This is a genomic window from Mesorhizobium sp. M7D.F.Ca.US.005.01.1.1, assembly GCF_003952545.1.
Lineage (GTDB): Bacteria > Pseudomonadota > Alphaproteobacteria > Rhizobiales > Rhizobiaceae > Mesorhizobium > Mesorhizobium loti.
This window is the reverse complement of record NZ_CP034453.1, coordinates 2442053-2466832: the sequence shown is the minus strand read 5'-3', so window position 1 is coordinate 2466832 and position 24780 is coordinate 2442053. Positions and strand designations below refer to the sequence as shown.

The window sequence follows — 24780 nt, the reverse complement described above, 5'->3', positions numbered from 1 at the left end:
CTATGTTTTCGCTCGCGAAATTAATAAAGCCTGCGCTCGGCCTTTTGGCCGGCGTCACACTGATGACAGCGGCCACGAGCCTTGCGGCCGCCGACGATACGCGCGTGGTATTTGTGACCCATGGCCAGAGCGGGGACCCCTACTGGTCGGTCGTCAAGAACGGCATGGACGACGCGGCCAAGACCCTGGGGGTCAAGGCTGAATATCTGGCGCCCGAAACCTTCGACATGGCCAAGATGGCGCAGATGATAGACGCCATTGCAGCCTCGAAGCCTGACGGAATGGTTGTTTCGATCCCCGACGCAGCGGCTCTGTCAGCGCCGGTCAAGAATGCCATTGCCGCCGGCATCCCGGTCATCGTCATCGATTCCGGTGGCTCCAAACTGACGCATGACCTTGGCGGCCTGCTGTTCATGGGCCAGGACGAGTTCCAGGCGGGCGTCATGGCGGGCGAGCGCATCAAGGCGCTCGGCCTCACCAAGGCAGTCTGCGCCAATCATGAAGTGGGCAATTCGAGCCTTGATGACCGCTGTGCCGGCTTCGCCAAAGGTCTTGGTGTCGATGTTCCGGTGATGAATGGCGTCATCGACCCGACTGAAATGAAAAACCGCGTGATCGCCTACATGACTGCCCATGGGGATACGCAGTTCGTTCTCGCGGTCGGCGCCAGCGGTGCCGAACCGACGCTGGCCGCGCTCGATGAAATGGGCCTTGCGGGCAAGGTGAAAACCGGCACATTCGATCTCTCTCCCACGATCCTGCAGGCCGTAGTTGCCGGCAAGATGGAATGGGGTATCGACGCCCAGCAATATGCCATGGGCTATATACCGGTCGCCATGTTCGACCTTTGGAAGAAGTACAAGATCATGCCGATCGCCGACTATCCGACGGGGCCCGGCTTCGTCACCAAGGATACCGCCGCCTCGGTCATCGAGCTGGCAAAACTGGGCAAGCGTTGACAGTTCGCGGCCGGGCATCAGCCCGGCCGCCTTCACTGACGAAGGTAACGCATCCATGACTGCAGAGCTTCGCGACGAGCGGGTCCGCTCCGTCTCCCGCCTGAGCCGTCTTCTGAGCAGGCCGGAGCTTGGCGCGGCGGCCGGAACCGTTCTGGTCTTTGTGTTCTTCGCCATCACCGCGGGAAATACGGGACTTTTCAGCGCCAAGGGCATCATCAATTTCCTTGAAGTCTCGGCCCAGCTTGGCATTCTCGCTGCGCCCGTGGCCCTTTTGATGATCGCGGGTGAGTTCGACCTGTCGGTCGGCTCGATGATCGGGTTTGCGGGAATCCTGATCGCCATCCCTTCGGTATTCTGGGGTTGGCCCATCTGGCTTTCCCTGATGTTTTGCTTTGCTGTTTGCGGCGGCATCGGCGCGCTTAACGGGCTCGCCGTCGTCAGAACCGGATTGCCCTCCTTCATTGTGACGCTCGGAAGCTTGTTCATGTTGCGCGGCCTGACGCTCGGCCTCACGCGCGGCATATCCGGGCGAACGCAGGTTTCAGGCGTGCACGAACTGGCCTTGAATGATCCCCTCAACAGCTTGTTCTCGGGACAGGTATTTTCCGGCCCCATCGCTTGGCTTTCGGACATCGGTCTGATTGGCAAGCGTGCGGACGGCCTGCCGTCGATATCGGGAATTCCGGTGTCGATCGTCTGGTGGATCGTATTGACATTGGCCTGTACCTGGTTGCTGACACGCAGTCGCTTTGGCAACTGGATCTTCGCTGCGGGAGGTGAAGCCAATGCCGCGCGCAACCTCGGCGTGCCGGTTGCACGCACCAAGATCACCCTGTTCGTCATGACGGCTATGGCCGCTGCGCTCTTTGCGGCGATCCAGGTTCTGGTCACGGGCTCGGCCGATACGCTACGCGGCACCCAGAAGGAATTCGAGGCCATCATTGCCGTCGTCATCGGCGGCACGTTGCTTACCGGCGGCTACGGATCGGCCATAGGCGCCATGTTCGGGGCATTGATCTTCGGCGTGGTGCAAATGGGCATCTTTTACACCGGCATCGACACAGACTGGTTCAAGCTGTTCATGGGTGCCATGATGGTCATCGCGGTGCTGTTCAACAGCTATGTGCGCAACCGCGCCATGAGGAGCCGGTGATGGCCGAGCCCTATGTCGAACTGAGATCGGTCAGCAAGTATTTTGGGTCGGTCGTCGCGCTGAAAGACGTGTCTTTCGATGTATGTCCCGGCGAGGTGCATTGCCTGCTCGGCGACAATGGCGCCGGTAAGTCGACGCTGATCAAGACGCTATCCGGCGTCTACACTCCTGACGAAGGTGAAATCCGCGTACAGGGCAAGCCCGCACGGTTTGCCTCACCGGCCGATACGCGCAACAGCGGCATTGCCACCGTCTACCAGGACCTCGCCTTGGTGCCGCTGATGAGCGTGGCGCGAAACTTTTTTCTCGGGCGCGAGCCGATGCGAAAGTTCGGACCGATCCGACAGTTTGACACCGAGTTTGCGAACCGCACCGCGTATGACGAGTTGGCGGCGATGGGAATCCAGTTGCGCGATCCCGAGCAACCCGTCGGTACGCTTTCAGGCGGCGAGCGTCAGTGCCTGGCTATCGCCCGCGCCGTATACTTCGGCGCCAAGGTTCTGATCCTGGATGAGCCGACATCGGCGCTGGGAGTCCATCAGGCGTCCGTGGTTTTGAAGCTCATCGTGCAGTCCAAGGCGCGCGGCATCGGCGTCATCTTCATTTCCCACAACGTTCATCACGCCTATGTGGTTGGCGATCGCTTCACGTTGTTGAAGCGCGGCAAAAGCACTGGCACTTACGCAAAAAGCGAAATTGATCGTGATCAGTTGCTCAATCTGATGGCGGGTGGCAAGGAACTGGTCGATCTGGAGCAGGAACTGACCAAAGCGGCCAGAAGCAGCCCGGCTTGAGGCGCCCCGCCGGTCAATAGCCCTTGTGCCCGACTTGCTGATAGGCGTGATGCTTTCGGTCGATCGGTCTGGTGCTATTTTCCGGCAGCACCGCGATCGGCCAGCTCCTGCTCTTCATCGTAGCACCGTTGATCGGTAGCGCCATTACCGGCGTCGTCGCCAAGGCGTGCATCTTCCGGAATAACTAAGCTTCGAAAGCCTGAACACGAAGAAGGCGCGGGCGAGGCCCGCGCCTTCTTCTTTGGTGGATCCTCTTGCCGTCAAAGCACTCGCGACAGGAACTCGCGGGTTCGCGGCGATACCGGATTGGCGATCATCTCGCGCGGAGCGCCGCGTTCGATGATCACGCCGCCATCCATGAAGACGAGCTGATCACCGATCTCACGGGCAAAGCCGATCTCGTGGGTAACCACGACCATCGTCATGCCGCTTTCGGCCAGATCGCGCATGACCTGCAACACCTCGCCGACGAGTTCGGGGTCGAGCGCCGATGTCGGCTCGTCGAACAGCAGGACCTTCGGCTTCATCGCCATCGCCCGTGCAATGGCGACACGCTGCTGCTGGCCGCCGGACAGTTCCCTCGGATACCGGTCGACCTTGTCCAGGAGACCGACGCGTCGGAGCAGGATCTCCGCTTCGGCCTTTGCCTGGTCCGGCGGGATGCGCCGCACCTGCGTCGGTGCCTCAATCAGGTTCTCCATCACGGTCATGTGGGAGAACAGGTTGAACGACTGGAACAGCATGCCGGTCTCGGCGCGTCGCTGGCAAAGCAGGTCGTCCTTGACCTCGTAGAGCTTGTCGTCCCTGAGGTCGTAGCCGACGAACTGGCTGTCGACGAGCAGGATGCCGGCGCTGAGCTTCTCGAGATGGTTGATGCAGCGCAGGAACGTGCTCTTGCCGGAACCCGAGGGGCCGATGATACAGGCAACCGATCCGACGGGCACGTCGAGATCGACGCCCTTGAGAACCTCGAGCGGACCGTAGGATTTGCGCACGCCGCGCGCGAAAACCATGGAGTCGGCTGGCACGCCGAAGCGGGCGCGATTTTCGTCCTTCACGTCGCTCATCGGGAAATGCCCCGCAGACTGATGACATTGCGCAGGAAGCGCATCGTCATGGGATCGCGGCGCGTGTCGCTACGACCAAAATGGCGTTCGAGGAAATGCTGTCCCACCGACATGATGCTGACCACAGCGAGATACCAGAAGGCGACCACGATCAGCAGCGGTATCGTCTCGAAGGTGCGCGCATAGATGCTCTGCGCCGAATAGAACAGGTCGTCGACGGCGATGAATGTCACCAGCGACGTCATCTTCAGGAGGTTGATGGCCTCGTTGCCGGTTGGCGGCAGCACGAAGCGCATCGCCTGCGGCAGTGTGATGCGCTTCAGGATCATGCGGTAAGGCATGCCAAGCGCGCTCGCCGCCTCGGCCTGGCCCGACGGCACCGACTTGATGCCGGCCCTGATGATTTCGGCCATGTAGCCGGCCTCGCACAGGGAAAGGGCGACGACGGCGGAGAAGAACGGCGTCATGAAATCATTGGTGCGCACGGAAAACAGCGTGCCGACAAAGGGGATGGTCAAAGAGACCTCGCGCACGAGCAGCGACAGGTTGAACCAGAAGATCAGCTGTATCAGGGCCGGTACGCCACGGAAGAACCAGACGTACAGGCCAGCGAATGAACGCAACACCGGGCTTGGCGACACGCGCATGATGGCGATGACCGTGCCGACAACGATCGCCAATATCATGATCACCGCGGTCAGCATCAAGGTGTTGCCCAGACCGCGCATGACAGAGGGATGCAACAGGTAGCCCACCACCGTCGGCCAGGCAAAGGCAGGATTGCTGGCGAAGGCCCGGATGATGAGAAACGCCAAGAACAGGGCCAGCGCGGTGCCGACCCAGATGCCGTAGCGGCGCTGCGGCACGACGGTCAGGCGCGAAACCGCCTCGGCGACGCCTGGCTCGATGCGTATCTCGGTAGGGTGGGCCACGCCCATCTCGGCTTCTCCTGGTCCTCATCCGCAAACGGCGCCCGATACGAGACCGGGCGCCGACAGTCGCTCTCGCATGCGTGCGAAAAGCACGATGCGAACTTTCAAAGTCTCAAAGTGCGCCCGAATGGACGCACAAGGCCTCAGTCGGCGCGCAGCGCCTCCATGCTGCCGACGAAATAGGGCTCCTTGATCGCGTAGGCGCCCATGCCGTATTTGTCGAGAATGGTCTTGTAGGAGCCATTCTTGAACAGCTCGGAGAGTGCGCCCACCATCATTTCGGCGGTCTCCTTGTCGTCCTTGGCGATCGCCATGCCGAGCGGCGCGACTTCGTAGAGGGTCGGCAGCACCACGAGCTGGCCCTTGCTGGTGACCTCAAAATAGCTCGATGCGGTCGCATCGTCCATGCGGGCGTCGACGCGGTCGGACAGCACCGCCTGGACGATATCCGTCGATGAGTTGAAGACCGATTTTTCGATGGCTGCCTGGCCCTTGCCGGTGCAATCCGTGCTCAGCTTGTCGACCAGGAAATCCGATGCGCTGCCTGCCGAAACGCCAATCCGCTTGCCGCAGAGCGGGGTGTCGCCGCTGAAGCTCGCCTTCTTGTCCGGCGAAGTCGAAACAGCCAGGCCGGCCTTGAGGAACATGACGAAATCGACCTGCTTGAGCCGCTCGGGCGTTGCCGAGAACGTTTCCCAGGCGACCTTGAAGCGGCCGGCCGCCAACCCCGGTATCATCGAGGGGAAAGGCGTGCGCGCCACGTCCAGCTTGGCGCCGACCAGCTTGGCCACCTCCCCGGCCAGTTCTATGATGATCCCGGTCTGCTTGCCGTCGGCATCGAGATACTCGAACGGCGCATAGTCCAGCGTGTTGGCGACGGTCAGCATGCCGGTCTTCTGGACCTCAGCTGATTTCGTCACCTCGGCGGCGCCCGAAGGTCCGCCCCAGGCTAAGGCAAGTGCGGCCAGCGCCAAACCGGCCATCTGCGAATGTGCTCTCATTTTCGTTCCCCTTTTTTGATTGTAACGCTTCTTGCAGTCTGCTCTCCAATCCGGGCCTCACGTCCGCACCGACGCAGCCGCGCATTGATCGGTCTATGAACTGGCTGCCTCCGCAGCCTTCTTCTTGCGGTAGTGGTAGTTCTTGTCGATGCGCTCCATCAGATAGTCGCCGTAAAGCACCGGTTCATATTTCGGCTGGCTACCGGCCGGCACGCAGACCGGCAGCGCTTCGATCGTTTCATCCATGGACGGGTCGAAGAAGAAGGGCTGGGAATAGCGCTCGCGCCCCGACCGGTTGATGACGCGATGCGGTGTCGAGACGAACTGGTCGTTCGACCAGCGCGCCAGGATGTCGCCGACATTCATCACAAAGGAGTCCGGGACCGGCGGCGCTGGAACCCAGTCACCCGCCTTGTTCTTGACTTCCAGGCCGCCGACATTGTCCTGCGCGAGCAGTGTGATGAAGCCGTAATCGGTGTGTGGGGCCGAGCCGAAAAGCCCCTCTTCCTGGGGCTGCGTCGGATAGTGCAGCAACCGCAGGAAGGTCGTCGGTTGATCGAAATAGCGGTCGAGACTGTCGGTCGGGAGCCCAAGCGAAAGGGCGATGGCGCCGACCATCTTGCGGGCCAGCGTGCTCATCTCATCGACATAGCGTTCAATCGTCAGCCTGAAGCCGGCGAGTACTGCCTCGTTCGGCCACTGGTTGGGACCCTGCAGCGGCTTGTCGGCTAACGCCCTGGGGTCGTTGGCCTCGACCTCGTGCATGAAGAAGATCGATTCGCTCTGGTTCGGCTTGCTCACGGTCGCCACCGACGACGTCACGATGGTCGAGCCGGCAAAGGGCAGATAGCCACGGAAATTCCTGTCGATCTTCAGCGCCAGTTTCTGTTCCTCGGGCAGGGCGAAGAAGCGCTTGCTGGCTTCGCGAACCGCCTCGACGTCGGCACGCGGGATCGGGTGCCCTACGACATAGAGGAACCCAATCGTCTCGAGATGGCGGCGCAGTGTCGCCGCTGTCGCAGCGATCGCATCCTGGTCGCTGCCGTAAAGCGCCGACACGTCGAGGATCGGAATTTCGGAAAAGTCGCCGCGTGCGTCCATTCGAACACCTTGTCTTGAACATAAGATACAGTACTGTATTTCTACACATCCAAATCGCCTCAGCAATAGGCTTTCGAACGCAACGGGAAAATCGCGGCACAATGGCACCACGCAAGATAATCATCGACACCGATCCTGGTCAGGATGACGCGTTCGCGATCCTTTTCGCGCTTGGTTCGCCAGCCGAACTCGAGGTGGTCGGCATCACGACGGTCGGCGGCAACGTACCGCTCGCCCTGACGTCGAAGAACGCGCTCAAGGTCGTGGAACTGGCCGGGCGGCCCGATGTGCCGGTCTATGCCGGCTGCCCGGCGCCGATGGTGCGCAAGCTGATCACGGCCGAATATGTTCACGGCGAAACAGGCCTCGATGGCGCCGATCTGCCCGAACCCGTCACGCCGCTGCAGAGCGAGCATGCGGTCAATTACTTGGTGCGCACGATCATGGATGCGCCGGAAGGCGAGTTGACCGTCTGCACGCTCGGCCCGATGACCAATCTGGCTATGGCCATGACCATGGAGCCAAGAATCGTCCCCCGGCTGCGCGAAGTCGTGCTGATGGGCGGCGGCTTTTTTCAAGGCGGCAATGCCACGCCTGCCGCGGAGTTCAACATCTTCGTCGATCCGCATGCCGCGCACAAAGTGTTCGACAGCGGCGTCCCGGTGACGATGGCGGGCATCGACTGCACCTACACCGCCCTGATGACGCCCGAATGGCTCGATGCCCTGCGTGCCACGGGCAGTCGCGCGGCGATCGAGGCCGCCAACATGGCCGACTTCTATCGCCAATACGGCACCCACAAATTCGCGACGGCGGCGCGCCCCATCCACGATGCGTGCGTCACCGGTTACCTTCTGGCGCCCGAGATCTACGAGCAGCGCCAGTGCGCCGTGACGGTCGATATCGTCTCGCCCGAGACCATAGGCATGACCGTCGTCGACTGGTGGCACGTCACCGGCCGCCGCAAGAACTGCAACGTCCTGCGCCGGATCGATCCGGCTCCGTTCTTCGCGCTGATGCTGGAGCGGATCAGTGCACTGCCCTGAAAATGTGTATCCGGCGATAGACGGTGACACGGAGAATTGCGAAGCAGTCAGGGGCCGGTTCGATTGGCGAATCGGCCATGCGCATTGCGCGCGGCGACGAAGGTCTCGAATCCGATGAACGAGAAAGGCGCGCTGTCGAAACCGAAAAAAATGCCTCGACCGGCGGCGCGATCAAAAGCGGCGCGGCAGACGCTCAGCCGCGAGGCCTGGATCGCCGCGGCGCGCAAGGTGCTGGAAAAGCGCGGCATCGGCGAGGTCAAGATCGACCGCCTGGCGCAGCAATTGAAGGTCACGCGCGGCAGCTTCTATTTCCATTTTGCCAGCCTGGCGGACCTTCGTGGCGGCCTCTTGCAGGAATGGCGCAACAGCAACTGCGCGCCGTTCTGGGCAATGCGGGAGATCCACGGCATAGACGGCCTGCAATTCTTCACCGACATCGTGCATGTCTGGGTGGATGAAGCCCCTTTCAGCCCGCTGCTCGACTTGGCCGTGCGCGATTGGTCGCGGACGTCGAAAAAGCTCGCCCAGGAAGTCAAGGACATCGACGATCTGCGCATCGAGCTGCTCATCCGGTCGTTCCGCGCCATGGGCTATTCGCAGGACGAGAGCATCGTGCGGGCGCGCATCACCTATTTCCACCAGATCGGCCAGTACGCGCTGTCCTTCAAGGAGGATCCGGCCGTGCGCCGCCGCTACCAGCCGCTGTTCGGAGAAGTGCTGCTCGGACCGCTCGTCCAGGAGCCGGGTACAGCGCCGAGGCCGTCGGAGATGCGGAGCGGGCGGCGTTAGGACCCGAAAACGGACCTCCTATGCTCTAGGAAGCAGTCGCACCATCTGCGATGGCGCGAGTCGCGTTCTGGTGAGGACGTAGTAGAAAATAGAATGCGGCGATGTGCGTGATCATCAACAGCGGCACGTAGAGGATCGGGATCGCGTAGGCGGCGCCCAGCTGCTCCGCGTGTGCAGGAAGGCCGACCTGGATGGCGTGGTAATAGTCGACGACGAGCTCGACCGTGCCGACGAGATTGAAGGCGACGACGAACAGCCAGAAGAGCCGAGGCAGCCTCACCGTGAGCAGCGCCAGCATGGCCAGAAGCCCTGTTGCAAAGTCACCATAGGCGGCGAATACGGCGAAACTGGCTGGGAGATCGGGGCTTACGACGCCCGGCAGGATGAAGACGAGCCCGAAGAAGCGGAAGCTGTGCAGAGTGGCGATGGCCCGCTGCGCCGCGACCCGGTCCATTGAGCTCAGCCACGGCAGACCGTATGCGCCGAAGCAGAGCAGCCATGCGACGTAGCCTAGAACGAGATGGGTTTGAAACAGCATTTCCGTGGACATTTGGCCTCCTGTCAGCAGCTGGTTCACGCGGCCCCAGCCTCAGTCAGTTACCTCTAAGCCCGCTTCCATAGTTCGACTATCCGGTGTAATCACAACAACCTATGAAGCAGAACTACACAGTCCGGCACGGTGCGCTGGAGGGGGTCGAGGTTTTCCTGGCTGTCGCCCGGCGCCGCAACTTCCGCCGTGCCGCCGCCGATCTCGGCGTGACGCCGTCCGCCGTGAGCCAGGCGGTGCGCACGCTGGAGGCCCGCATGGGTGCGGCGCTGTTCGTGCGCACGACGCGGAGCGTCGGGTTGACCGAGGCTGGTCAACGGTTCTTCGATCGTGCCGGCCCTGCCTTCGAGGAACTCGTCGCGGCAGGCGAGGCCGCGCGCGATGTCGGCCAACGGCCAACCGGGTTGCTGCGCCTGTCCGTACCTCGCGCCGTCGTGCCGTTGATCCTGGAGCCGGTGATCGCGTCGTTCTGCCAGGCCTATCCCGAGATCGAACTGGAGATCGCCGCGAGCGACGAGATGGTCGACCTCGCCACCGGCGGGTTCGATGCCGGCATCCGCCTTGGCCAGTTCATCGCGCCCGACATGGTTGCTGTGCGGCTGACGCCGTCGTTCCCGTTCGTGATCGTCGGCAGCCCAGACTATCTCGAGCACCACGGCCACCCCGAGCGTGTCGAGGACTTGCGCCACCACGCCTGCTTGCGCTTGCGCCGCTCGAACGGCGCCATCGCGCCCTGGTCCTTCGTCGACGGCAACGGGGAGATCGAAGCGATGGTCTCAGGCCCGCTGATCGCGCACGACTATCCGACATTGCTCGGGGCCGCGATGCAGGGCATTGGGCTGGCACAGGTGCCGCGACCCGTCGCCGAAGGTCCGATAGCCCAGGGAAAACTCAAATCGGTGCTCGACGGCGTCGCCGCCACGACACCGGGCGTCTTCCTCTATCATCCCGGCAAACGCCAGGTCCTGCCGAAGCTGCGCGCCTTCATCGATCACCTCAAATCCGCGGTCTGAGGTAACGAAGGATACCGCCCCCTTGGCGCTTCGCTTGCACCAAAGCTCTCATGGTATAAATATCAGAAATACATAAGTAAAAAATACTACAAGATGGACCATTCCGGTCAAGAACGTCGTTCTTTCAGTGCTGAAGCTTACATTGCATATGAAAAGCGCCAAGACCAAAAGGACCGCATCAGCAGCCGGCAGCCCCAAGGTCACTCCTCTCCCCGTCAGCAGGCTGGCGGCTGCGACTCCCGGTATGGTCAGGCCGATCGTGGCGCAAGCCGAACCCATCGCGACATTCAAGCCGCGCTGCAGCTCGTTGTTGAGTGAAGCGCGCACCGCCGAAATGGCCTCCGGCATCAACACCAGCCCCGCGATCATTGCCCCCACAATGCTGTCAGCCTGGGTTACCTGGTAGGCAATGAGCGTATCTTCGACGCTTGCCGCGACCTGCTCGGCGAGCATGACAATTCCGATCAGCCCGGCCATCAGCAGCAGAGCGCTGGCAGAGATGTTCTCGTGAGGGGCAGAGCGCACCGAAACGTCGTGTGGTTGTCCCTGGATAAAGTCTTCCCGGTGCCGGACGGTCTGCGCGAACACGAAGCTTGCATAGAGCAGCACTGAAAGGACGCTGACGAAACCAAGTTGGGCTGCCGAAAACGTGCCGGGACCCGTGGTCTGGGTGTAGGTCGGCAGAATGAGCGTCATGACGGTCAGCGCGATCAGAACCGCCAGATAGGCACTGGTCCCTTGCCGCACGATGGCCTGCTTGCGATGACGCCAGCCGCCAAGCGCGAGACACATGCCGACAACGCCGGTGGATGCGATCATCACCGTCGAGAAGACGGACTCCCGTGCCAGCGTCGGGTTGTTCTCTCCATGCAGCATCATGGAAACAATGATCGACACTTCGATCGCCGTGACGGCAAACGTCAGCACCAGCGTGCCGTACGGCTCCCCTACCCGCCGAGCTACCGCCTCGGCGTGGTCGAGCACCACGAAAATGGTGACGAACATGATCGCACTCGAAAGCGCTCCGACAAGGACCCTGGTGCTCGGCGAACCCTGGTCCACCGACAGCCCGCTGGCTCTGACCGCGACAGCCATCGCCAGCGCAGCGAGGGGCATCGCGTAGGAAATCGCCGATCGTCCGAAACCAGTCATTCATGCCCCCATGTGTTTCTGCGAACCTAGCGAAAGCCTGTGGGGAGCCCCTCAGCCAATGTCATCGCAAAGCCGGCAAGCCCATCGCCCGGCGTTCGGCAAACGATGCCTACTCGCGGCTCCTGAAGATGCCGCAAGGTCGCGCGACCTTGGCATTATTGAGCGCAACGACAAAATCGAGGTGCCCACCCCTCACGCTGTCTTTTGCGTCACCAGCCCCAACTCCTCGACCATCGCATTGCGCATCAGGAATTTCTGCGGCTTACCAGTCACGGTCATCGGCAATTCGCTGCGGAAGCGGATGTGGCGCGGGATTTTGTAGTGGGCGATCTGGCCGGCGCAGAAATTCCTGATCTCCTGCTCGGTGGCGATCTGGCCGGGCTTAAGCACGATCCAGGCGCACAGCTCCTCGCCATATTTGGCGTCGGGAATGCCGAACACCTGAACCTCCCTGACCTTGGGATGGCGGTAGAGGAATTCCTCGACTTCGCGCGGATAGACGTTCTCGCCGCCGCGGATGACCATGTCCTTGACCCGGCCGACGATGTTGCAATAGCCCTCGGCATCGATGGTGGCGAGGTCGCCGGTGTGCATCCAGCCGTCGGTGTCGATCGCTTCGCGGGTCTTGTCGTCGTCGTCCCAATAGCCCTTCATCACGGAATAGCCGCGCGTGCAAAGCTCGCCCGGCGCGCCGACGGCGACGGTGGCGCCATCGGTATCGACCGCCTTGACCTCGACATGCGGGTGGATGCGGCCGACCGTCGAGACGCGCTTTTCCAGCGGGTCGTCAACGCCGCTCTGGAACGAGACCGGGCTGGTCTCGGTCATGCCGTAGGCGATGGTCACCTGTTCCATGTGCATCAGCGACACCACCTTCTTCATCACCTCGATCGGGCAGGGTGAGCCGGCCATGATGCCGGTGCGCAGGCTGGAGAGATCGAAGGAGGAAAAATCCGGGTGATCGAGCAGCGCCACGAACATTGTCGGCACCCCATAGAGCCCGGTGCAGCGCTCCTGCGCCACCGCCTTCAGCGTGGCGCCGGGGTCGAACCCCTCGCCCGGGAAAACCATGGTGGCACCCTTCGACACGCAGCCCATCGTGCCCATCGACATGCCGAAGCAATGATAAAGCGGCACCGGGATGCAGAGCCGGTCGTCGACGGTCAGTTTGATGGCCGCAGTGACGAAATTGCCGTTGTTGACGATGTTGTTGTGGGTCAGCGTCGCGCCCTTGGGCGCCCCTGTCGTGCCTGAGGTGAACTGGATGTTGATGGCGTCGCCGGGCTTCAGCCCCTCGGAAATGCGGTCGAGGCTGTCATGCTCGTCGCGGCCGGCCATGGCCAGCACATCACCAAAATTGAACATGCCTGGCGAATTCTCATCACCCATGCGGATGACGATCTTCAGATCAGGCAGTTTTTGCGCCTTGAGCTTGCCCGGCGTGGCCTTCGCGATCTCCGGCGCCAGCGTCTCGATCATGCCGAGATAATCTGAGGTCTTGAATTTGGCCGCCGTGACCAGCGCCTTGCAGCCGACCTTGTTCAAGGCGTATTCGAGTTCGGTCAGCCGGTAGGCGGGGTTGATGTTGACCAGGATCAGGCCGATGCGGGCGGTGGCGAATTGCGTCACCAGCCATTCCCAGCGGTTGGGCGACCAGATGCCGACGCGATCGCCCTTTTCGAGGCCAAGCGCCAGGAAGCCGGCGGCCAGCGCGTCCACCGTGTCCGACAGTTCGCTCCAGGTGAAGCGCTTGTCCTGGTCGACGAAGACGGCGGCGTCTTGCGTGGCATATTTGCTGGCTGTGTCGGAAAACAGCGCTGGAATTGTCTTGTTGAGCAGCGGCACCGTGCGCTCGCCTGAGACATGCGCCTTGCCGTCGACGGGTGCGACGAAGGTGCCGCCATTGCGCGCTCCGCGTCCGCGCAGATTGGTGGCGTTCTTCAGCTCGTCGAGATTGACTGGCATCGCTCTCTCCTCCCGGGACTGGCCGAGCCTATCAGCCTGCCGGGATGGAGGAAATCCCGTCGATGGTACTGGACGACCCCCTCCCCCTTGAGGGGAGGGTGCCGAGCGAAGCGAGGCGGGTGGGGTCGTCTCACGTCGAGCACGGCCGCAACGACCCCACCCGTCCATCCGCCTTCGGCGGTTGTCCTCCCTCCCCTCAAGGGGGAGGGAGGACGCTCATCTTCGCAGCAATATCGCGCAGGACCGCTTCATCGGTCGCCGCACGTGTCTTGCGCGACGCCACCAGACAGGCCTGCGAGCGCAGGACGAGGCCATCGCCCAGCACCTTGAGATGATTGGCGCGCAGCGTCGAGCCTGACGTGGTGATGTCGACGATGACATCGGCCAGCCCCGCGGCCGGCGCGCCTTCGGTGGCGCCGAGACTTTCGACGATGCGATAGACCTGGATGCCATGCTTCTGCGAGAAGAATTGCTGGGTCAGCCGCCAGTATTTGGTGGCAATGCGCAGCCGCCGGCCATGACGCTGTCGAAAATCGGCGGCGACGTCGTCGAGATCGGCCATGGTGTCGACATCGAGCCAGATGTCGGGCACGGCAACCACGACATCGGCATGGCCGAAGCCGAGATGGGCGACGATTTCGGCGCGGGTCTCCCAGTCGGCGAGGTTTTCGCGCACCAGATCCTCGCCGGTGATGCCGAGATCGACCGCACCCTGGCCGATCTCGCCTGATATCTCGGAAGCCGACAGGAACACCACTTCGACATTGTCCAGGCCCTCGACGCGGGCGTGGTACTTGCGCTCGTCACCGGGCAGGCTCACGGCGAGACCGGCTTTGGCCAGCACATCCAGCGCCTGTTCCTTGAGCCGGCCTTTCGACGGAACCGCCAACGTGATCATGGCGCCGTCTCCCGCAACGCCTCGATGCGGTCGAGCCAGACTGAAAAGCCGACGCCGGGGATCGGCGTTTTCGCGCCGAGCAAGGTCAGCAGCCGGTCGTAGCGGCCGCCACCGGCCAACGGCCGGTCGCCATTGTCAGCCGCGATTTCGAAAACCAGACCGGTGTAGTAATCGAGCGGGCGTCCGAAGGCGGCGTCGTAACGAATTTTTCCAGCCGGCAAGCCATGCGCCTCGATCGCCTTGGCACGGGCAGCGAATTTTTCCAGCGCGGTATTGAGCGAAAGCCCGGCACCGGTGGCGAAGGTCGCCAGCGCCTGGGCCGCGCCGTTAAGCGGCACGTCGATCGCCAGAAAACCCTTCAGCGCCGCGAAGGCCTCGTTCGACAGCCGCACGCTGCGCAATTCGGCTTTCTCGATCAGCCGCCGGGCAATGTCGGACGGCGCGCGTCCGGCGGAGGCCGACAGGCCGGCCTCTTCCATGCCGCCAGCGATATGGGCGGAGAGACCTTCCAGATCACCATCGAGGACAAGGGTGGCAACCGGGCCGGAGAGCTGGCTGTTGCGCGGCGGGTTGGCGAGATCGGCGAGTGCCGCCTCGAGCATCGGTGCCGAGCCGAAGGCGCGGGCAAGGCGCATGCGCCAGCCGCGCGGCAGACCAAGGGCGGCCAGCACCGCCTCGAAAATGGTCTGGTCGCCGAGCGTGATCGCCAGCGCCTGGCCAGGCAGCACCAGCGACAGCAGTGCATGCGCGTCCGCCAGCGAGCGCGCATCGGCTTCGGCGGTGTCGCGGTCGCCGAGATCCTCGATGCCGGCCTGGAAGAACTCGTTGCCGCCTTCGCGGCGCTGGCGAAACACCTCGCCGAGATAGGAATAACGGCGCGGCGTGCCGGCCTGCGAACTTATGTGATCAAGGCAGACCGGAATGGTGAATTCCGGCCGCAGGCACAATGTCTGGCCGGTCTCACTTTCTGTGAGGAAGATGCGGCGGCGCAAATCCTCGCCGGCCATGTCGAGGAATGGGTCGGCGGGCTGCAGCACTGCGACATCGACGGCATGCGTGTTGCGGGTGGCGAAGAGGTTGGTGATGTCGGCTGATATTGCGGGGTAGCGGGAGGTCATCGCAAGCGCCCTTCCCTTCTCCCCTTGTGGGAGAAGGTGGATTGGCGCGCAGCGCCAAGACGGATGAGGGGTGCTGGACGGAATGAGGCGTTGGTGTCCTCTGGAACACCCCTCATCCGACCTCGCTTCGCGAGGCCACCTTCTCCCACAAGGGGAGAAGGACAAGAGAGGCCGGCGCTCGTCACTTAGACCGTTCCTCGGCCTGCGCCGCCAGGATCTTCTTCACCTCGGCGACAAGCTCGCCCTCCGCCACCGTCACCTGCGCCGGGCGGGCGGCGCGCCATTCGGCGTTGCCTGTGATCTCGGCCGACATGCGCGCGCCTTCGATCAGGTCCTTGATCTGCAGTTCGCCCTTGGCGCGTTCGTCGCCGCCCTGGATGATTGCGACGGGGCAGCCGCGCCGGTCGGCATATTTGAGCTGCGCCTTCATGCCGGCGCCGCCGAGATACATTTCCGAGCGGATGCCGGCGGCCCGCAGCTCCGCCACCATCTTCTGGTAGCGGCCGAGGCTGTCGGTGTCCTTGTCCATGACCAGCACGACGACCGGCGCGATCACATCCGAGGCGTCGAGCTTGCCGAGGTTCTTCAGCGCCGTCATCAACCTGGAGACGCCAATGGAAAAGCCGGTCGCCGGCACCGGCTCGCCGCGGAAGCGCGAGACTAGCCCGTCATAGCGACCGCCGCCGCCGACCGAGCCGAAGCGCACGATCTGGCCGTCCTCATTGGGGATTTCGGCGAGCAACTCGGCCTCGAAGACCGGACCGGTATAATATTCGAGGCCGCGCACGACGGAGCGGTCCATGGCAATACGGTCCTCGCCATATCCCGCCGCCCGGACCAGAGCTTCGATCGTCGAGAGTTCGCCGACGCCTTCCTGGTAGATCGCGTTCGAACTGACCATGGAATCCTGGCCGGCCTGTATGGTCCTCGCCGTCGCGAGAAGAACCGCTTCGGCTTGCCCGTTGTTCAACCCGGCGCCCTTGGCGAAGTCGCCCTCGCCTTCCTTGCCGCCATCCCAGCGCCCCGGCCCAAGCAGAAGCTTCACGCCTTCCGGCCCGAGTTTGTCGAGCTTGTCGATTGCCCGCAGCACCGTCAGGCGGCGGCCGGCATTCTCCTCGCCGCCAAGGCCGATCGCCTCCAGCACGCCGTCCAGCACCTTGCGGTTGTTGACGCGGATGACATAGTCGCCGCGCTTGATGCCGAGCGCTTCCATGACGTCGGCCATCATCATCGCCATCTCGGCGTCGGCGGCCACGCCCGGCGTGCCGATCGTGTCGGCATCGAACTGCATGAACTGGCGGAAACGGCCCGGACCGGGCTTCTCGTTGCGGAACACCCAGCCGGAGCGATAGCTGCGATAGGGTTTGGGCAGCCGCTCGTAATTCTCGGCGACGAAGCGCGCAGTCGGCGCGGTCAGGTCATAGCGCAGCGACAACCACTGGTCGTCATCGTCTTGGAAGGAGAACACGCCTTCATTCGGCCGATCCTGGTCGGGCAGGAATTTTCCGAGCGCATCCGTGTATTCGATCAGCGGCTGGTCGGCAGGTTCGAACCCGTAAAGCTCATAGACCGAGCGGATCGTCGCCATCATCTTCTCGACGGCGCGGATGTCTTCAGCACTGCGGTCGGCAAAACCGCGCGGCAGCCGCGCTTTCGTCTTTTCCGATTTGTCGGCCATGAGCTGGGGTCTTTTTGTTGGATAAATGCGGACTTGTTTCGAGTGCGCGTGTCCTAGCCGAAGCGGCTTTGTGCGGCAAGGCCGCCGAGGCGCACCCATCTCCGCTCTCTCGGCAAGATGGGCACGAGCACTCGCCTTCGTTTCAACCACCTCTGAAACAAAACCGCACCGAAAATGAAACAATCCCGCCATGAGCGCGGCATCGTGCCGACACAATCGCAAGAGATAAACGCGCCGAAATGAGGGGTTCGCGGCGATGACCAGTACAGCAAGATTCCATGCCATCGACGGCGATGCAGGCGAATTGCCCGCACGCTTGCGCCCGGCCGACATCCACGCCCCGAAAATGGTCAGCCAGGCTGCCGGCCCGTTCGAAATACCCGCCGACACCGGCAGGGGTCCGTCCATGCGCGACGCGTTGATGACCGGCCTGCTGGTGATCTATCCGACCGTGGCCACGGTGGTGGCCATCGTCGCCGGCCTGATGCTGGCCAGCGCCAACGGGACCTGAATTACCCGCTTCACCGGAAGCAGAGGGGCTACTTCGGCCTTTTGAAGGCCCTCCGCTCCTTCTCGACCTCTTTGCGGCAGACGCAGCCCTCGAGGTGGTCGTTGACCAGACCCATCGCCTGCATGAAGGCGTAGACCGTGGTGGGGCCCACGAAGCTCCAACCGCGCTTCTTCAACTCCTTCGAAATCCGCACCGAGACCGCCGTGGTCGGGTTGGCGCGCAGATGGGCGAGATCGACGATCACCGGCCGCTCGTCCTTGCCGGGTTCGAACTTCCAGAACCAGGCGGCCAGCGAGCCGAACTCATCGGCCATTTCGCGGGCGCGCTTGGCGTTGTTGATGGTCGAGACGATCTTGCCGCGATGGCGGATGATGCCGGCATTGCCGAGCAGGCGTTCGACATCCTTGTCGGTGAAGGCGGCGACCTTGTCGAATTCGAAATTGGCAAAGGCCTCGCGAAAATTCTCCCGCTTGCGCAGGATGGTCAGCCACGACAGGCCCGACTGAAAGCCTTCGAGGCAGATCTTTTCGAACAGCCTGCGGTCATCGGCGACAGGCCGGCCCCATTCATGGTCGTGGTAGTATAGATAGTCCGGCAGATTGCCGTGCCAGAAGCAGCGGGCGACACCATCGGGACCGGCGAGCAGGCCGGTGTTTTCCTTGTCCATAAGCCAAAATCCGTTCGTTAATGCGCTTTTGCGCTGCATTTACTGCGGCTTTACCAGATTCCTGAACCCGGCGGTAACCACACCAAAAGGTTTACTGACACTTGCGCATTTTACGCATTCCGATTCATGCTTCGGTTGCTGCTTGCGCGCCAATGATCGCCGAACCGGGAGGACGTTTCCACCCGTTGTATCAGACGATCAAGGTGCGTTCCGATGAAGACAGTTCTGTTTCCCGTGCTCGGCGCCGTGGCTGTGTTTGCCGCCGGCGTCACACCCTCAACCGCCGGCGACCGCTATGCCGATAGGCCGCCGGTGATGGTCAGTCCCGACCTTTCCGCACCCTGGGTGCTGCAGCTTGGCCATGCGCCCGGCATCGTCCGGCAGAATCGCCAGGTCGTGCAGCAACAGCAGCCGCGCCTGCGCCAGGCGCAGCCCGACCAGGTCCAGACGGCAGCGGTGCAGCCGCCGGCCAAGCGCATGGTCATGCGCCCGCAGATCAACCCGATCTACCTGCCGCAGGAAGTTGCCTATGACGGCGCGCAAAAGCCGGGCACGATCGTTATCGACACCACCCAGAATTTCCTCTTCCTGGTCGAGAAGAACGGCAAGGCACGGCGCTACGGCGTCGGCACCGGCAAGCCAGGCTTCGAGTGGTCGGGCACGCACAAGATCACCAACAAGCGTGAGTGGCCGGACTGGCGCCCGCCGGCGGAGATGATCAAGCGCGAAGCCGCCAAGGGTCGCTATTTGCCGACCTATCTGGCCGGCGGCATGGAGAACCCGCTCGGCGCCCGCGCGCTCTATCTCGGCACGACAGAGTACCGCATCCACGGCACCAACCAGCCGTGGACGATCGGCGGCGCGGTGTCCTCGGGCTGCATCCGCATGCGCAACGAGGACGTCGTCGACCTCTATGAACGGGTCAATGTCGGAACCACGGTCGAGGTGATATGATAGTTCTTGCGAATCACTTGGCCGGCAAAGCAGTCCGCTTTTCGAGGCCAGTATAGGGATAACGGGGGACGGGCCGTATGGGGATGCGGCCAGTCAGGAAGGGCAGCACGGGAAACCGCGCTGCCCTTTCCGTTTTGATCGGAGCCTGACGGTTAGCGACACAATGTCAGAGCGACACGTCGCGCAGGAGGCATGACGGTTCGCTTTCATGCTGCCCTTGTCGATGTTCTTTTGCTATGTCGGCGGCAACGTTCCATAAAAGAGTCCACCATGTCCCTGTCCGAAGACAGCCGCTATCTCAAGGGCGGCCCGGTTGCCCAGCGCATCATCGCCGCCGTCCGTGAGGACGCCGCGATTGCCAAAGCCGAGGGATTTCCGCCCAAGCTGATCTCGATCACCGTCGGCGACACCGCTGCGGTGGATGTCTATGTGCGCAACCAGCGCGCCAAGGCACAACTGGCCGGCATCGATTTCGAGGAACGGCGCTTTCCCGCCACCATCACGTCAGGCGAACTGGAAGCGGCGATCCATGGCCTGAATGCCGACCCGCGCGTCACCGGCATCATCATCCAGCGACCGGTGCCGGCGCACATCCCGGTCAGGATGCTGCAGGCGGCGGTGCACCCGCTCAAGGATGTCGAAGGCATGCATCCGGCCTCGATCGGCAACATCGTCTACAACCAGCTCGACCTCGCGCCTTGCACGGCGGCCGCGTCGGTCGAGCTGCTGAAGGAGACCGGCCTTGATCTCAAGGGGCTGGAGGTCGTCATCGTCGGCCATTCGGAAATCGTCGGCAAGCCGATTGCCTTCCTGCTGATGAGCGAAGGCGCGACAGTCACGGTCTGCCACCACATGACGCGATCGGTTGCCGCGCATGCGCGGCGCGCCGACGCGCTGTTCGTTGCCGTCGGCAAGCCAAGGCTGATCAAGGCCGACATGGTCAAGCCGGGCGCTGCCGTCATCGACATCGGCATCAATTCCGAAATCGGCCCTGACGGCTCCAGCCGCATCGTCGGCGACGTCGACACCGAAAGCGTGCGCGAGGTCGCCTCATGGATCACGCCGGTGCCGGGCGGCGTCGGCCGATCACGGTCGCCATCCTGCTTCGCAACACGATGGTGGCGCTCAGCCGCCAGCGCGCGCTTTATGAGGCGACCTACGGCACGGCCGACAGGCTCGCGGCGGAGTAGGCCGGGACGGGCGCACTATTCCGCGGCGATCAGGCTCTCTTCCAGAACACCTTCCGGCTTTGGCCCGCCATAGGCCCAGTCGAGCAGTTTTACCGTATGAACCACCGGCAGCTTCGCGGCGGAGGCGATCTGCGTGATGCAGCCGATGTTGCCGGTGGCGACGATCGAGGCACCCGTCGCCTCGATGTTTTTCACCTTGCGATCGCGCAGCTTGGCCGAAATCTCGGACTGCAGGATGTTGTAGGTGCCGGCGGAGCCGCAGCACAGATGACCTTCGCGCGGCTCGCGCACGATGAAACCGGCCTTGGCCAGCAGCTCCTTCGGCTGGCGGGTGATCTTCTGGCCGTGCTGCATCGAGCAGGCCGAGTGATAGGCGACCACCGTGCCCGCCTTGCGCACCGGTTCGGGCAGATCGAGTGTCGAGAGATATTCGGTGATGTCCTTGGCCAGTGCCGAGACGCGCGCGGCCTTGTCGGCATAGGCCGGCTCGAGACGCAGCATGAAGCCATAGTCCTTGATCGTCGTGCCGCAGCCGGACGCGGTGATGACGATGGCATCGAGACCGCCCTGGTCGATGGCGCGCGTCCAGGCGTCGACATTCTGTCTGGCCGAGGCAAGCGCGGCCTGTTCCCGCCCCATGTGATGGACCAGCGCGCCGCAACAGGCTTCGCCCTGCGGCACCACGACCTCGACGCCGAGCCGCGTCAACAGCGAAATCGTCGTGTCGTTGATGGCGGGATCGAGCACCGACTGCGCGCAACCGGTGAGGATGGCGACGCGGCCCTTTTTCGCCCCCTGCCCGGCATGGACGCCAGGAGAGGCCATCGGCGAGGCCATGGGGATCGAGGTCGGGGCGAGCCTGAGCATGGCGCCGAGCGGCTTCAGCGCCGGGACCTTGTCGAACAGGCCGATGAGCGGCTTGCCCAGTTTCGCCAGTCTGAGTGCCGCGCGAAAGCGTGCGGGATAGGGCAGCACGAAGGCCAGCATGGTGCGGGTCAGGCGGTCGAGCAGCGGCCGCTTGTAGGTCTCCTGGATATGGGCGCGGGCATGGTCGACCAGATGCATGTAATTGACGCCCGACGGGCATGTCGTCATGCAGGCGAGGCAGGACAGGCAGCGGTCGATATGGGTGACGATCTCCTTGTCGGCCGGACGGCCGTTCTCCAGCATGTCCTTGATCAGATAGATGCGCCCGCGCGGTGAATCGAGCTCGTTGCCCAGTGTCACATAGGTCGGGCACGTCGCGGTGCAGAAGCCGCAATGCACGCATTTGCGCAGGATCTTTTCCGACTCCGCGACATGCGGATCGGCAAGTTGAGCAAGCGAAAAATTGGTCTGCATCGCGTTGGATCCTAAGCCATTCGACCGGGATTGAGGATGTTCTTGGGGTCGAATTCCTGCTTCAGGCGCTCGCTGAGTGCTGCCAGCGCGGGCGGCTGCGGCTCGAACACCGGCAAGGCGGCGCGATGCGAGGGTGCCGCGCGCACCAGCGTCGCATGGCCGCCGCCATGTTTCCTTAACAGCCCGCGCAGCAGAGCGGCTTCCGGGTCGCCCTCTTCCATGCGCAGCCACACAAGCCCGCCCTGCCAGTCATAGAAGGCGCTGACGGCGGCCTGCATGCGCAGCGTCAGGACCATCTGGTGGCCCTCTCCCGGCGTCATCGAAACGCGCCAGACCGGTTTCTCGCTGTTGTCGGCGAAGGGCCTGCAATCGCGCACATCGCGCCAGATCAGCCGCGAGGCTTCGCCGGCAATCTCCTCCAGCGGCCCGGCCTTGCCGAGCAGCGTTTTCAGCGCGGCGATGCGATAGGCGACCGACGGGCCGAAGCCCTCGACACGCAGCAGCGTGGCGGCATCGTTGCCGAGACTGCCGCCGGCGACGCGCGCGGCGATCCGCTCCGGCAGATGGGCGGCACTCGACACTTCAGCACTCGAGCCGAGCGCCATGGCCATGGCGGCGGCAGCCGCGTCGTCGAGCAGGCCACGGATGGCAAGCGTGACTTCGGTCTCGGCGGCGGGCAACACCTTGAAGGTGACGTCGGTGAACACGGCCAGCGTGCCCCAGCTGTTGGCCATCAGCTTGGACATGTCATAGCCGGTGACGTTCTTGACCACGCGGCCGCCGGACTTGAAGGCCTCGCCACGCCCGGACACCACATTGATGCCGAGGATATGGTCGCGCGCAGCACCCGCCTTCAACCGGCGCGGGCCGGAGAGGTTCGCGGCGAGCACGCCGCCGATCGTGCCTTTTCCCGGCTCGCCGCCGAGCAGCGGGCCGTAGTCCATCGGTTCGAAGGCGAGTTGCTGGCCGTTTTCCGCCAGCAGCTTCTCGATGTCGGCCAGCGGCGTGCCGGCCTTGGCCGACAAAACCAGTTCAGCGGGCTCATACAGCGTGACGCCCGAGAGTTTCGACAGGTCGAGCGTGTGTTCGCTCTGTTGCGGCCGGCCGATACCGCGCTTGGAACCGTGGCCGAGGATTTCGAGCGGCGATTCTTCCGCCACAGCCCAGGCGACGGCGGACAGGACTTCTTCCGACGTGGTTGGAGTGAAGGTGGTCATGGTCGACCCCTGTTCCTCGCCCAGCGAAGCGGGGAAGAGGAACCTTCATTCTGAGGCGCCATCATCTCAAAACCTCGGAATGTCCGGAAACGGCAGCTTGCCGCCGGAAATGTGCATGCGGCCAAGTTCGGCGCAGCGGCGCAGCTGCGGGAACACTTTTCCCGGGTTGAGCAAGTGGTTGGGATCGAAGGCGCATTTGACGCGCATCTGCTGGTCGAGGTCGACCTGGGTGAACATTTCCGGCATCAGGTCGCGTTTTTCCACGCCCACCCCGTGTTCGCCGGTGAGCACGCCGCCGACCTTGACGCAGAGCCGCAATATGTCGGCGCCAAAGCTTTCGGCCTTGTCGAGTTCGCCCGGCACGTTGGCATCGTAGAGAATCAGCGGATGCAGATTGCCGTCGCCGGCATGAAAGACATTGGCGACGCCGAGGCCGTATTTCTCCGACAGCTCGCGCATGCCGGCGAGCACGCGCGGCAGCTCTTTGCGCGGAATGGTGCCGTCCATGCAGTAATAATCGGGCGAGATGCGGCCGACCGCTGGGAATGCCGCCTTGCGGCCGGCCCAGAAGCTCAGCCGCTCCTGCTCGGACTGCGATATGCGGCAGGTGGTCGAGCCGTTTTTGTAGGCGATGGCCTCGACAAGGCCGATCAGATGATCGACCTCGACCCCCGGCCCGTCGAGTTCGACGATCAGCAGCGCCTCGACATCGAGGGGATAGCCGGCATGGACGAAATCTTCCGCCGCGTGGATCGCCGGTCGATCCATCATCTCCATGCCGCCTGGGATGATGCCGGCGCCGATGATGTCGGCGACGCACTGGCCGCCCTGCTCGCTGGTAGGAAAGCCGATCAGCAGCGCACGTGCCGTCTCCGGCTTCTTCAGGATGCGCACGGTGACCTCGGTGACGACGCCGAGCAGACCTTCCGAGCCGGTCATGACGCCGAGCAGGTCATAACCTTCCGCATCGAGATGGCTGCCGCCGAGCCGCACCACCTCGCCGCTCATCAACACCATCTCGATACCGAGCACATTGTTGGCGGTGAGGCCATATTTCAGGCAGTGCACGCCGCCGGAATTCTCCGCGACATTGCCGCCGATCGAGCAGGCGATCTGGGAGGATGGATCGGGGGCGTAGTAGAAGCCCTCCTGCTCGACGGCGGTGGTGATGCCGAGATTGGTGACGCCCGGCTGCGCGACGACGGTGCGATTGGGAAAATCGATCGCAAGGATGCGGTTGAAGCGGCTCATGACCAGCAGCACCGCGTCCTCGAGCGGCAGCGCGCCGCCCGACAGCGAGGTGCCGGAGCCGCGCGGCACGACGCGGATGTTGCGCTCGTTGCAGTACTTCAGCACGCGCGAAACCTGCGCCACCGTTTGCGGCAAAACGACAACGAGCGGCAGCTGCCGATAGGCGGTCAGGCCATCGCTCTCGAAAGCGCGCATGGAATTGGCGGCGTCGACGACGCCCTCGCCCGGCACGATGATGCGCATGTCGGCGACGATCTCGTCGCGCCGGCGCATCGTGGCGTCGTCTGGTTTCGGCATGGCTAGGCCGGACATCAACAGCCTCGTTTCGCTTGACTGGTCAAAATCTTTTACCAGTGAAGCGCGTCGGTTGCAAATCCTGCCTGGGTGGGGAAACCAGCCTCATGGTCGAGACAGGCTTCCGCAGCGGCAATCTGCC

Annotated in this window: 23 protein-coding genes and 1 pseudogene; 9 read left to right on the top strand and 15 right to left on the bottom strand. The window is 63.3% G+C overall.

The genetic code is table 11. From position 1 onward, the window contains the following. The first annotated feature begins 62 nt into the window (after positions 1–62). The 3 genes from EJ076_RS11955 to EJ076_RS11945 are packed head-to-tail and all read left to right on the top strand — an operon-like array spanning position 63 to position 2906. On the top strand, positions 63–959 hold the full coding sequence (locus EJ076_RS11955; RefSeq protein WP_245463024.1) for a sugar ABC transporter substrate-binding protein: 897 nt from the start codon (positions 63–65) through the stop codon (positions 957–959). Positions 960–1014: 55 nt separating this feature from the next. Continuing rightward, positions 1015–2112 (top strand): ABC transporter permease, encoded by a 1098-nt coding sequence (locus tag EJ076_RS11950; RefSeq protein WP_126067965.1) that lies wholly within the window; start codon positions 1015–1017, stop codon positions 2110–2112. Beyond that, positions 2112–2906, top strand: a complete 795-nt coding sequence (locus EJ076_RS11945) for an ATP-binding cassette domain-containing protein (protein WP_126067964.1) — start codon at positions 2112–2114, stop codon at positions 2904–2906. Before EJ076_RS11950 ends, EJ076_RS11945 begins: the two co-directional genes overlap by 1 nt. Positions 2907–2919: 13 nt before the next feature. Here the strand turns inward: EJ076_RS11945 and EJ076_RS35180 are convergent, their stop codons facing one another. The 5 genes from EJ076_RS35180 to EJ076_RS11920 all read right to left on the bottom strand — a co-directional run bounded on the left by EJ076_RS35180 (position 2920) and on the right by EJ076_RS11920 (position 7007). Continuing rightward, the gene (locus EJ076_RS35180; RefSeq protein ID WP_164548610.1) at positions 2920–3069 is read right to left on the bottom strand and encodes a hypothetical protein; all 150 of its coding nucleotides are present in this window, start codon (positions 3067–3069) and stop codon (positions 2920–2922) included. A gap of 97 nt (positions 3070–3166) precedes the next feature. Then, complete coding sequence (locus EJ076_RS11935) at positions 3167–3973, bottom strand: amino acid ABC transporter ATP-binding protein (protein ID WP_126067963.1); 807 nt, start codon at positions 3971–3973, stop codon at positions 3167–3169. Then, entirely contained in the window at positions 3970–4911 is a 942-nt protein-coding gene (locus tag EJ076_RS11930; RefSeq protein WP_126067962.1) for an amino acid ABC transporter permease, read from the bottom strand. Before EJ076_RS11930 ends, EJ076_RS11935 begins: the two co-directional genes overlap by 4 nt. 137 nt (positions 4912–5048) lie before the next feature. Continuing rightward, complete coding sequence (locus EJ076_RS11925; RefSeq protein WP_126067961.1) at positions 5049–5906, bottom strand: ABC transporter substrate-binding protein; 858 nt, start codon at positions 5904–5906, stop codon at positions 5049–5051. Between the two features lie 93 nt (positions 5907–5999). After that, positions 6000–7007, bottom strand: coding sequence for a 2OG-Fe(II) oxygenase family protein (locus EJ076_RS11920; RefSeq protein WP_126067960.1), 1008 nt, complete (start codon positions 7005–7007; stop codon positions 6000–6002). A gap of 101 nt (positions 7008–7108) precedes the next feature. Between EJ076_RS11920 and EJ076_RS11915 the strand changes: the two genes are divergently transcribed. Next, positions 7109–8053 carry a nucleoside hydrolase gene (locus EJ076_RS11915; RefSeq protein ID WP_109669972.1) on the top strand — a complete coding sequence of 315 codons (945 nt, stop codon included), beginning with the start codon at positions 7109–7111 and terminating at the stop codon, positions 8051–8053. Positions 8054–8167: 114 nt separating this feature from the next. Then, positions 8168–8842: a TetR/AcrR family transcriptional regulator gene (locus tag EJ076_RS11910; protein WP_126067959.1), complete on the top strand. Its 675-nt coding sequence runs from the start codon at positions 8168–8170 to the stop codon at positions 8840–8842. 25 nt (positions 8843–8867) lie between these two features. Here EJ076_RS11910 and EJ076_RS11905 read toward each other — a convergent pair whose 3' ends face one another. Beyond that, positions 8868–9392 carry a hypothetical protein gene (locus EJ076_RS11905; RefSeq protein ID WP_126067958.1) on the bottom strand — a complete coding sequence of 175 codons (525 nt, stop codon included), beginning with the start codon at positions 9390–9392 and terminating at the stop codon, positions 8868–8870. 101 nt (positions 9393–9493) lie between these two features. Between EJ076_RS11905 and EJ076_RS11900 the strand changes: the two genes are divergently transcribed. Beyond that, positions 9494–10402 (top strand): LysR family transcriptional regulator, encoded by a 909-nt coding sequence (locus tag EJ076_RS11900; protein WP_126067957.1) that lies wholly within the window; start codon positions 9494–9496, stop codon positions 10400–10402. A gap of 48 nt (positions 10403–10450) precedes the next feature. On the opposite strand, the gene EJ076_RS11895 is transcribed toward EJ076_RS11900, so the two are convergent. The 5 genes from EJ076_RS11895 to hisS all read right to left on the bottom strand — a co-directional run bounded on the left by EJ076_RS11895 (position 10451) and on the right by hisS (position 17213). Beyond that, entirely contained in the window at positions 10451–11554 is a 1104-nt protein-coding gene (locus EJ076_RS11895) for a calcium:proton antiporter (RefSeq protein ID WP_126067956.1), read from the bottom strand. A gap of 192 nt (positions 11555–11746) precedes the next feature. After that, a complete protein-coding gene (locus EJ076_RS11890) occupies positions 11747–13519 on the bottom strand; it encodes an AMP-binding protein (protein WP_126067955.1) in 1773 nt (590 codons plus the stop codon). 196 nt (positions 13520–13715) lie between these two features. Next, positions 13716–14417, bottom strand: coding sequence for an ATP phosphoribosyltransferase (gene hisG / locus EJ076_RS11885; protein WP_126067954.1), 702 nt, complete (start codon positions 14415–14417; stop codon positions 13716–13718). Beyond that, entirely contained in the window at positions 14414–15535 is a 1122-nt protein-coding gene (locus tag EJ076_RS11880; protein WP_126067953.1) for an ATP phosphoribosyltransferase regulatory subunit, read from the bottom strand. Before EJ076_RS11880 ends, hisG begins: the two co-directional genes overlap by 4 nt. A 181-nt stretch (positions 15536–15716) precedes the next feature. Next, positions 15717–17213: a histidine--tRNA ligase gene (gene hisS, locus EJ076_RS11875; protein ID WP_126067952.1), complete on the bottom strand. Its 1497-nt coding sequence runs from the start codon at positions 17211–17213 to the stop codon at positions 15717–15719. A 256-nt stretch (positions 17214–17469) separates the two neighbouring features. Between hisS and EJ076_RS11870 the strand changes: the two genes are divergently transcribed. Then, positions 17470–17724, top strand: coding sequence for a hypothetical protein (locus tag EJ076_RS11870; RefSeq protein WP_109669990.1), 255 nt, complete (start codon positions 17470–17472; stop codon positions 17722–17724). Between the two features lie 28 nt (positions 17725–17752). Here EJ076_RS11870 and EJ076_RS11865 read toward each other — a convergent pair whose 3' ends face one another. Next, the gene (locus EJ076_RS11865) at positions 17753–18391 is read right to left on the bottom strand and encodes a DNA-3-methyladenine glycosylase I (protein ID WP_126067951.1); all 639 of its coding nucleotides are present in this window, start codon (positions 18389–18391) and stop codon (positions 17753–17755) included. 213 nt (positions 18392–18604) lie between these two features. Between EJ076_RS11865 and EJ076_RS11860 the strand changes: the two genes are divergently transcribed. After that, entirely contained in the window at positions 18605–19345 is a 741-nt protein-coding gene (locus EJ076_RS11860; RefSeq protein WP_109669994.1) for a L,D-transpeptidase, read from the top strand. Between the two features lie 270 nt (positions 19346–19615). Continuing rightward, a pseudogene (locus EJ076_RS11855) lies at positions 19616–20535 on the top strand (bifunctional 5,10-methylenetetrahydrofolate dehydrogenase/5,10-methenyltetrahydrofolate cyclohydrolase). Between the two features lie 15 nt (positions 20536–20550). Here the strand turns inward: EJ076_RS11855 and glcF are convergent. From glcF to EJ076_RS11840, 3 genes are all read right to left on the bottom strand, one after another. Continuing rightward, complete coding sequence (glcF, locus tag EJ076_RS11850; protein ID WP_126067950.1) at positions 20551–21876, bottom strand: glycolate oxidase subunit GlcF; 1326 nt, start codon at positions 21874–21876, stop codon at positions 20551–20553. Between the two features lie 11 nt (positions 21877–21887). Continuing rightward, entirely contained in the window at positions 21888–23093 is a 1206-nt protein-coding gene (gene glcE / locus EJ076_RS11845) for a glycolate oxidase subunit GlcE (RefSeq protein WP_126067949.1), read from the bottom strand. Positions 23094–23159: 66 nt separating this feature from the next. Then, positions 23160–24656 carry an FAD-linked oxidase C-terminal domain-containing protein gene (locus EJ076_RS11840; protein WP_109670003.1) on the bottom strand — a complete coding sequence of 499 codons (1497 nt, stop codon included), beginning with the start codon at positions 24654–24656 and terminating at the stop codon, positions 23160–23162. Positions 24657–24780: the final 124 nt, after the last annotated feature.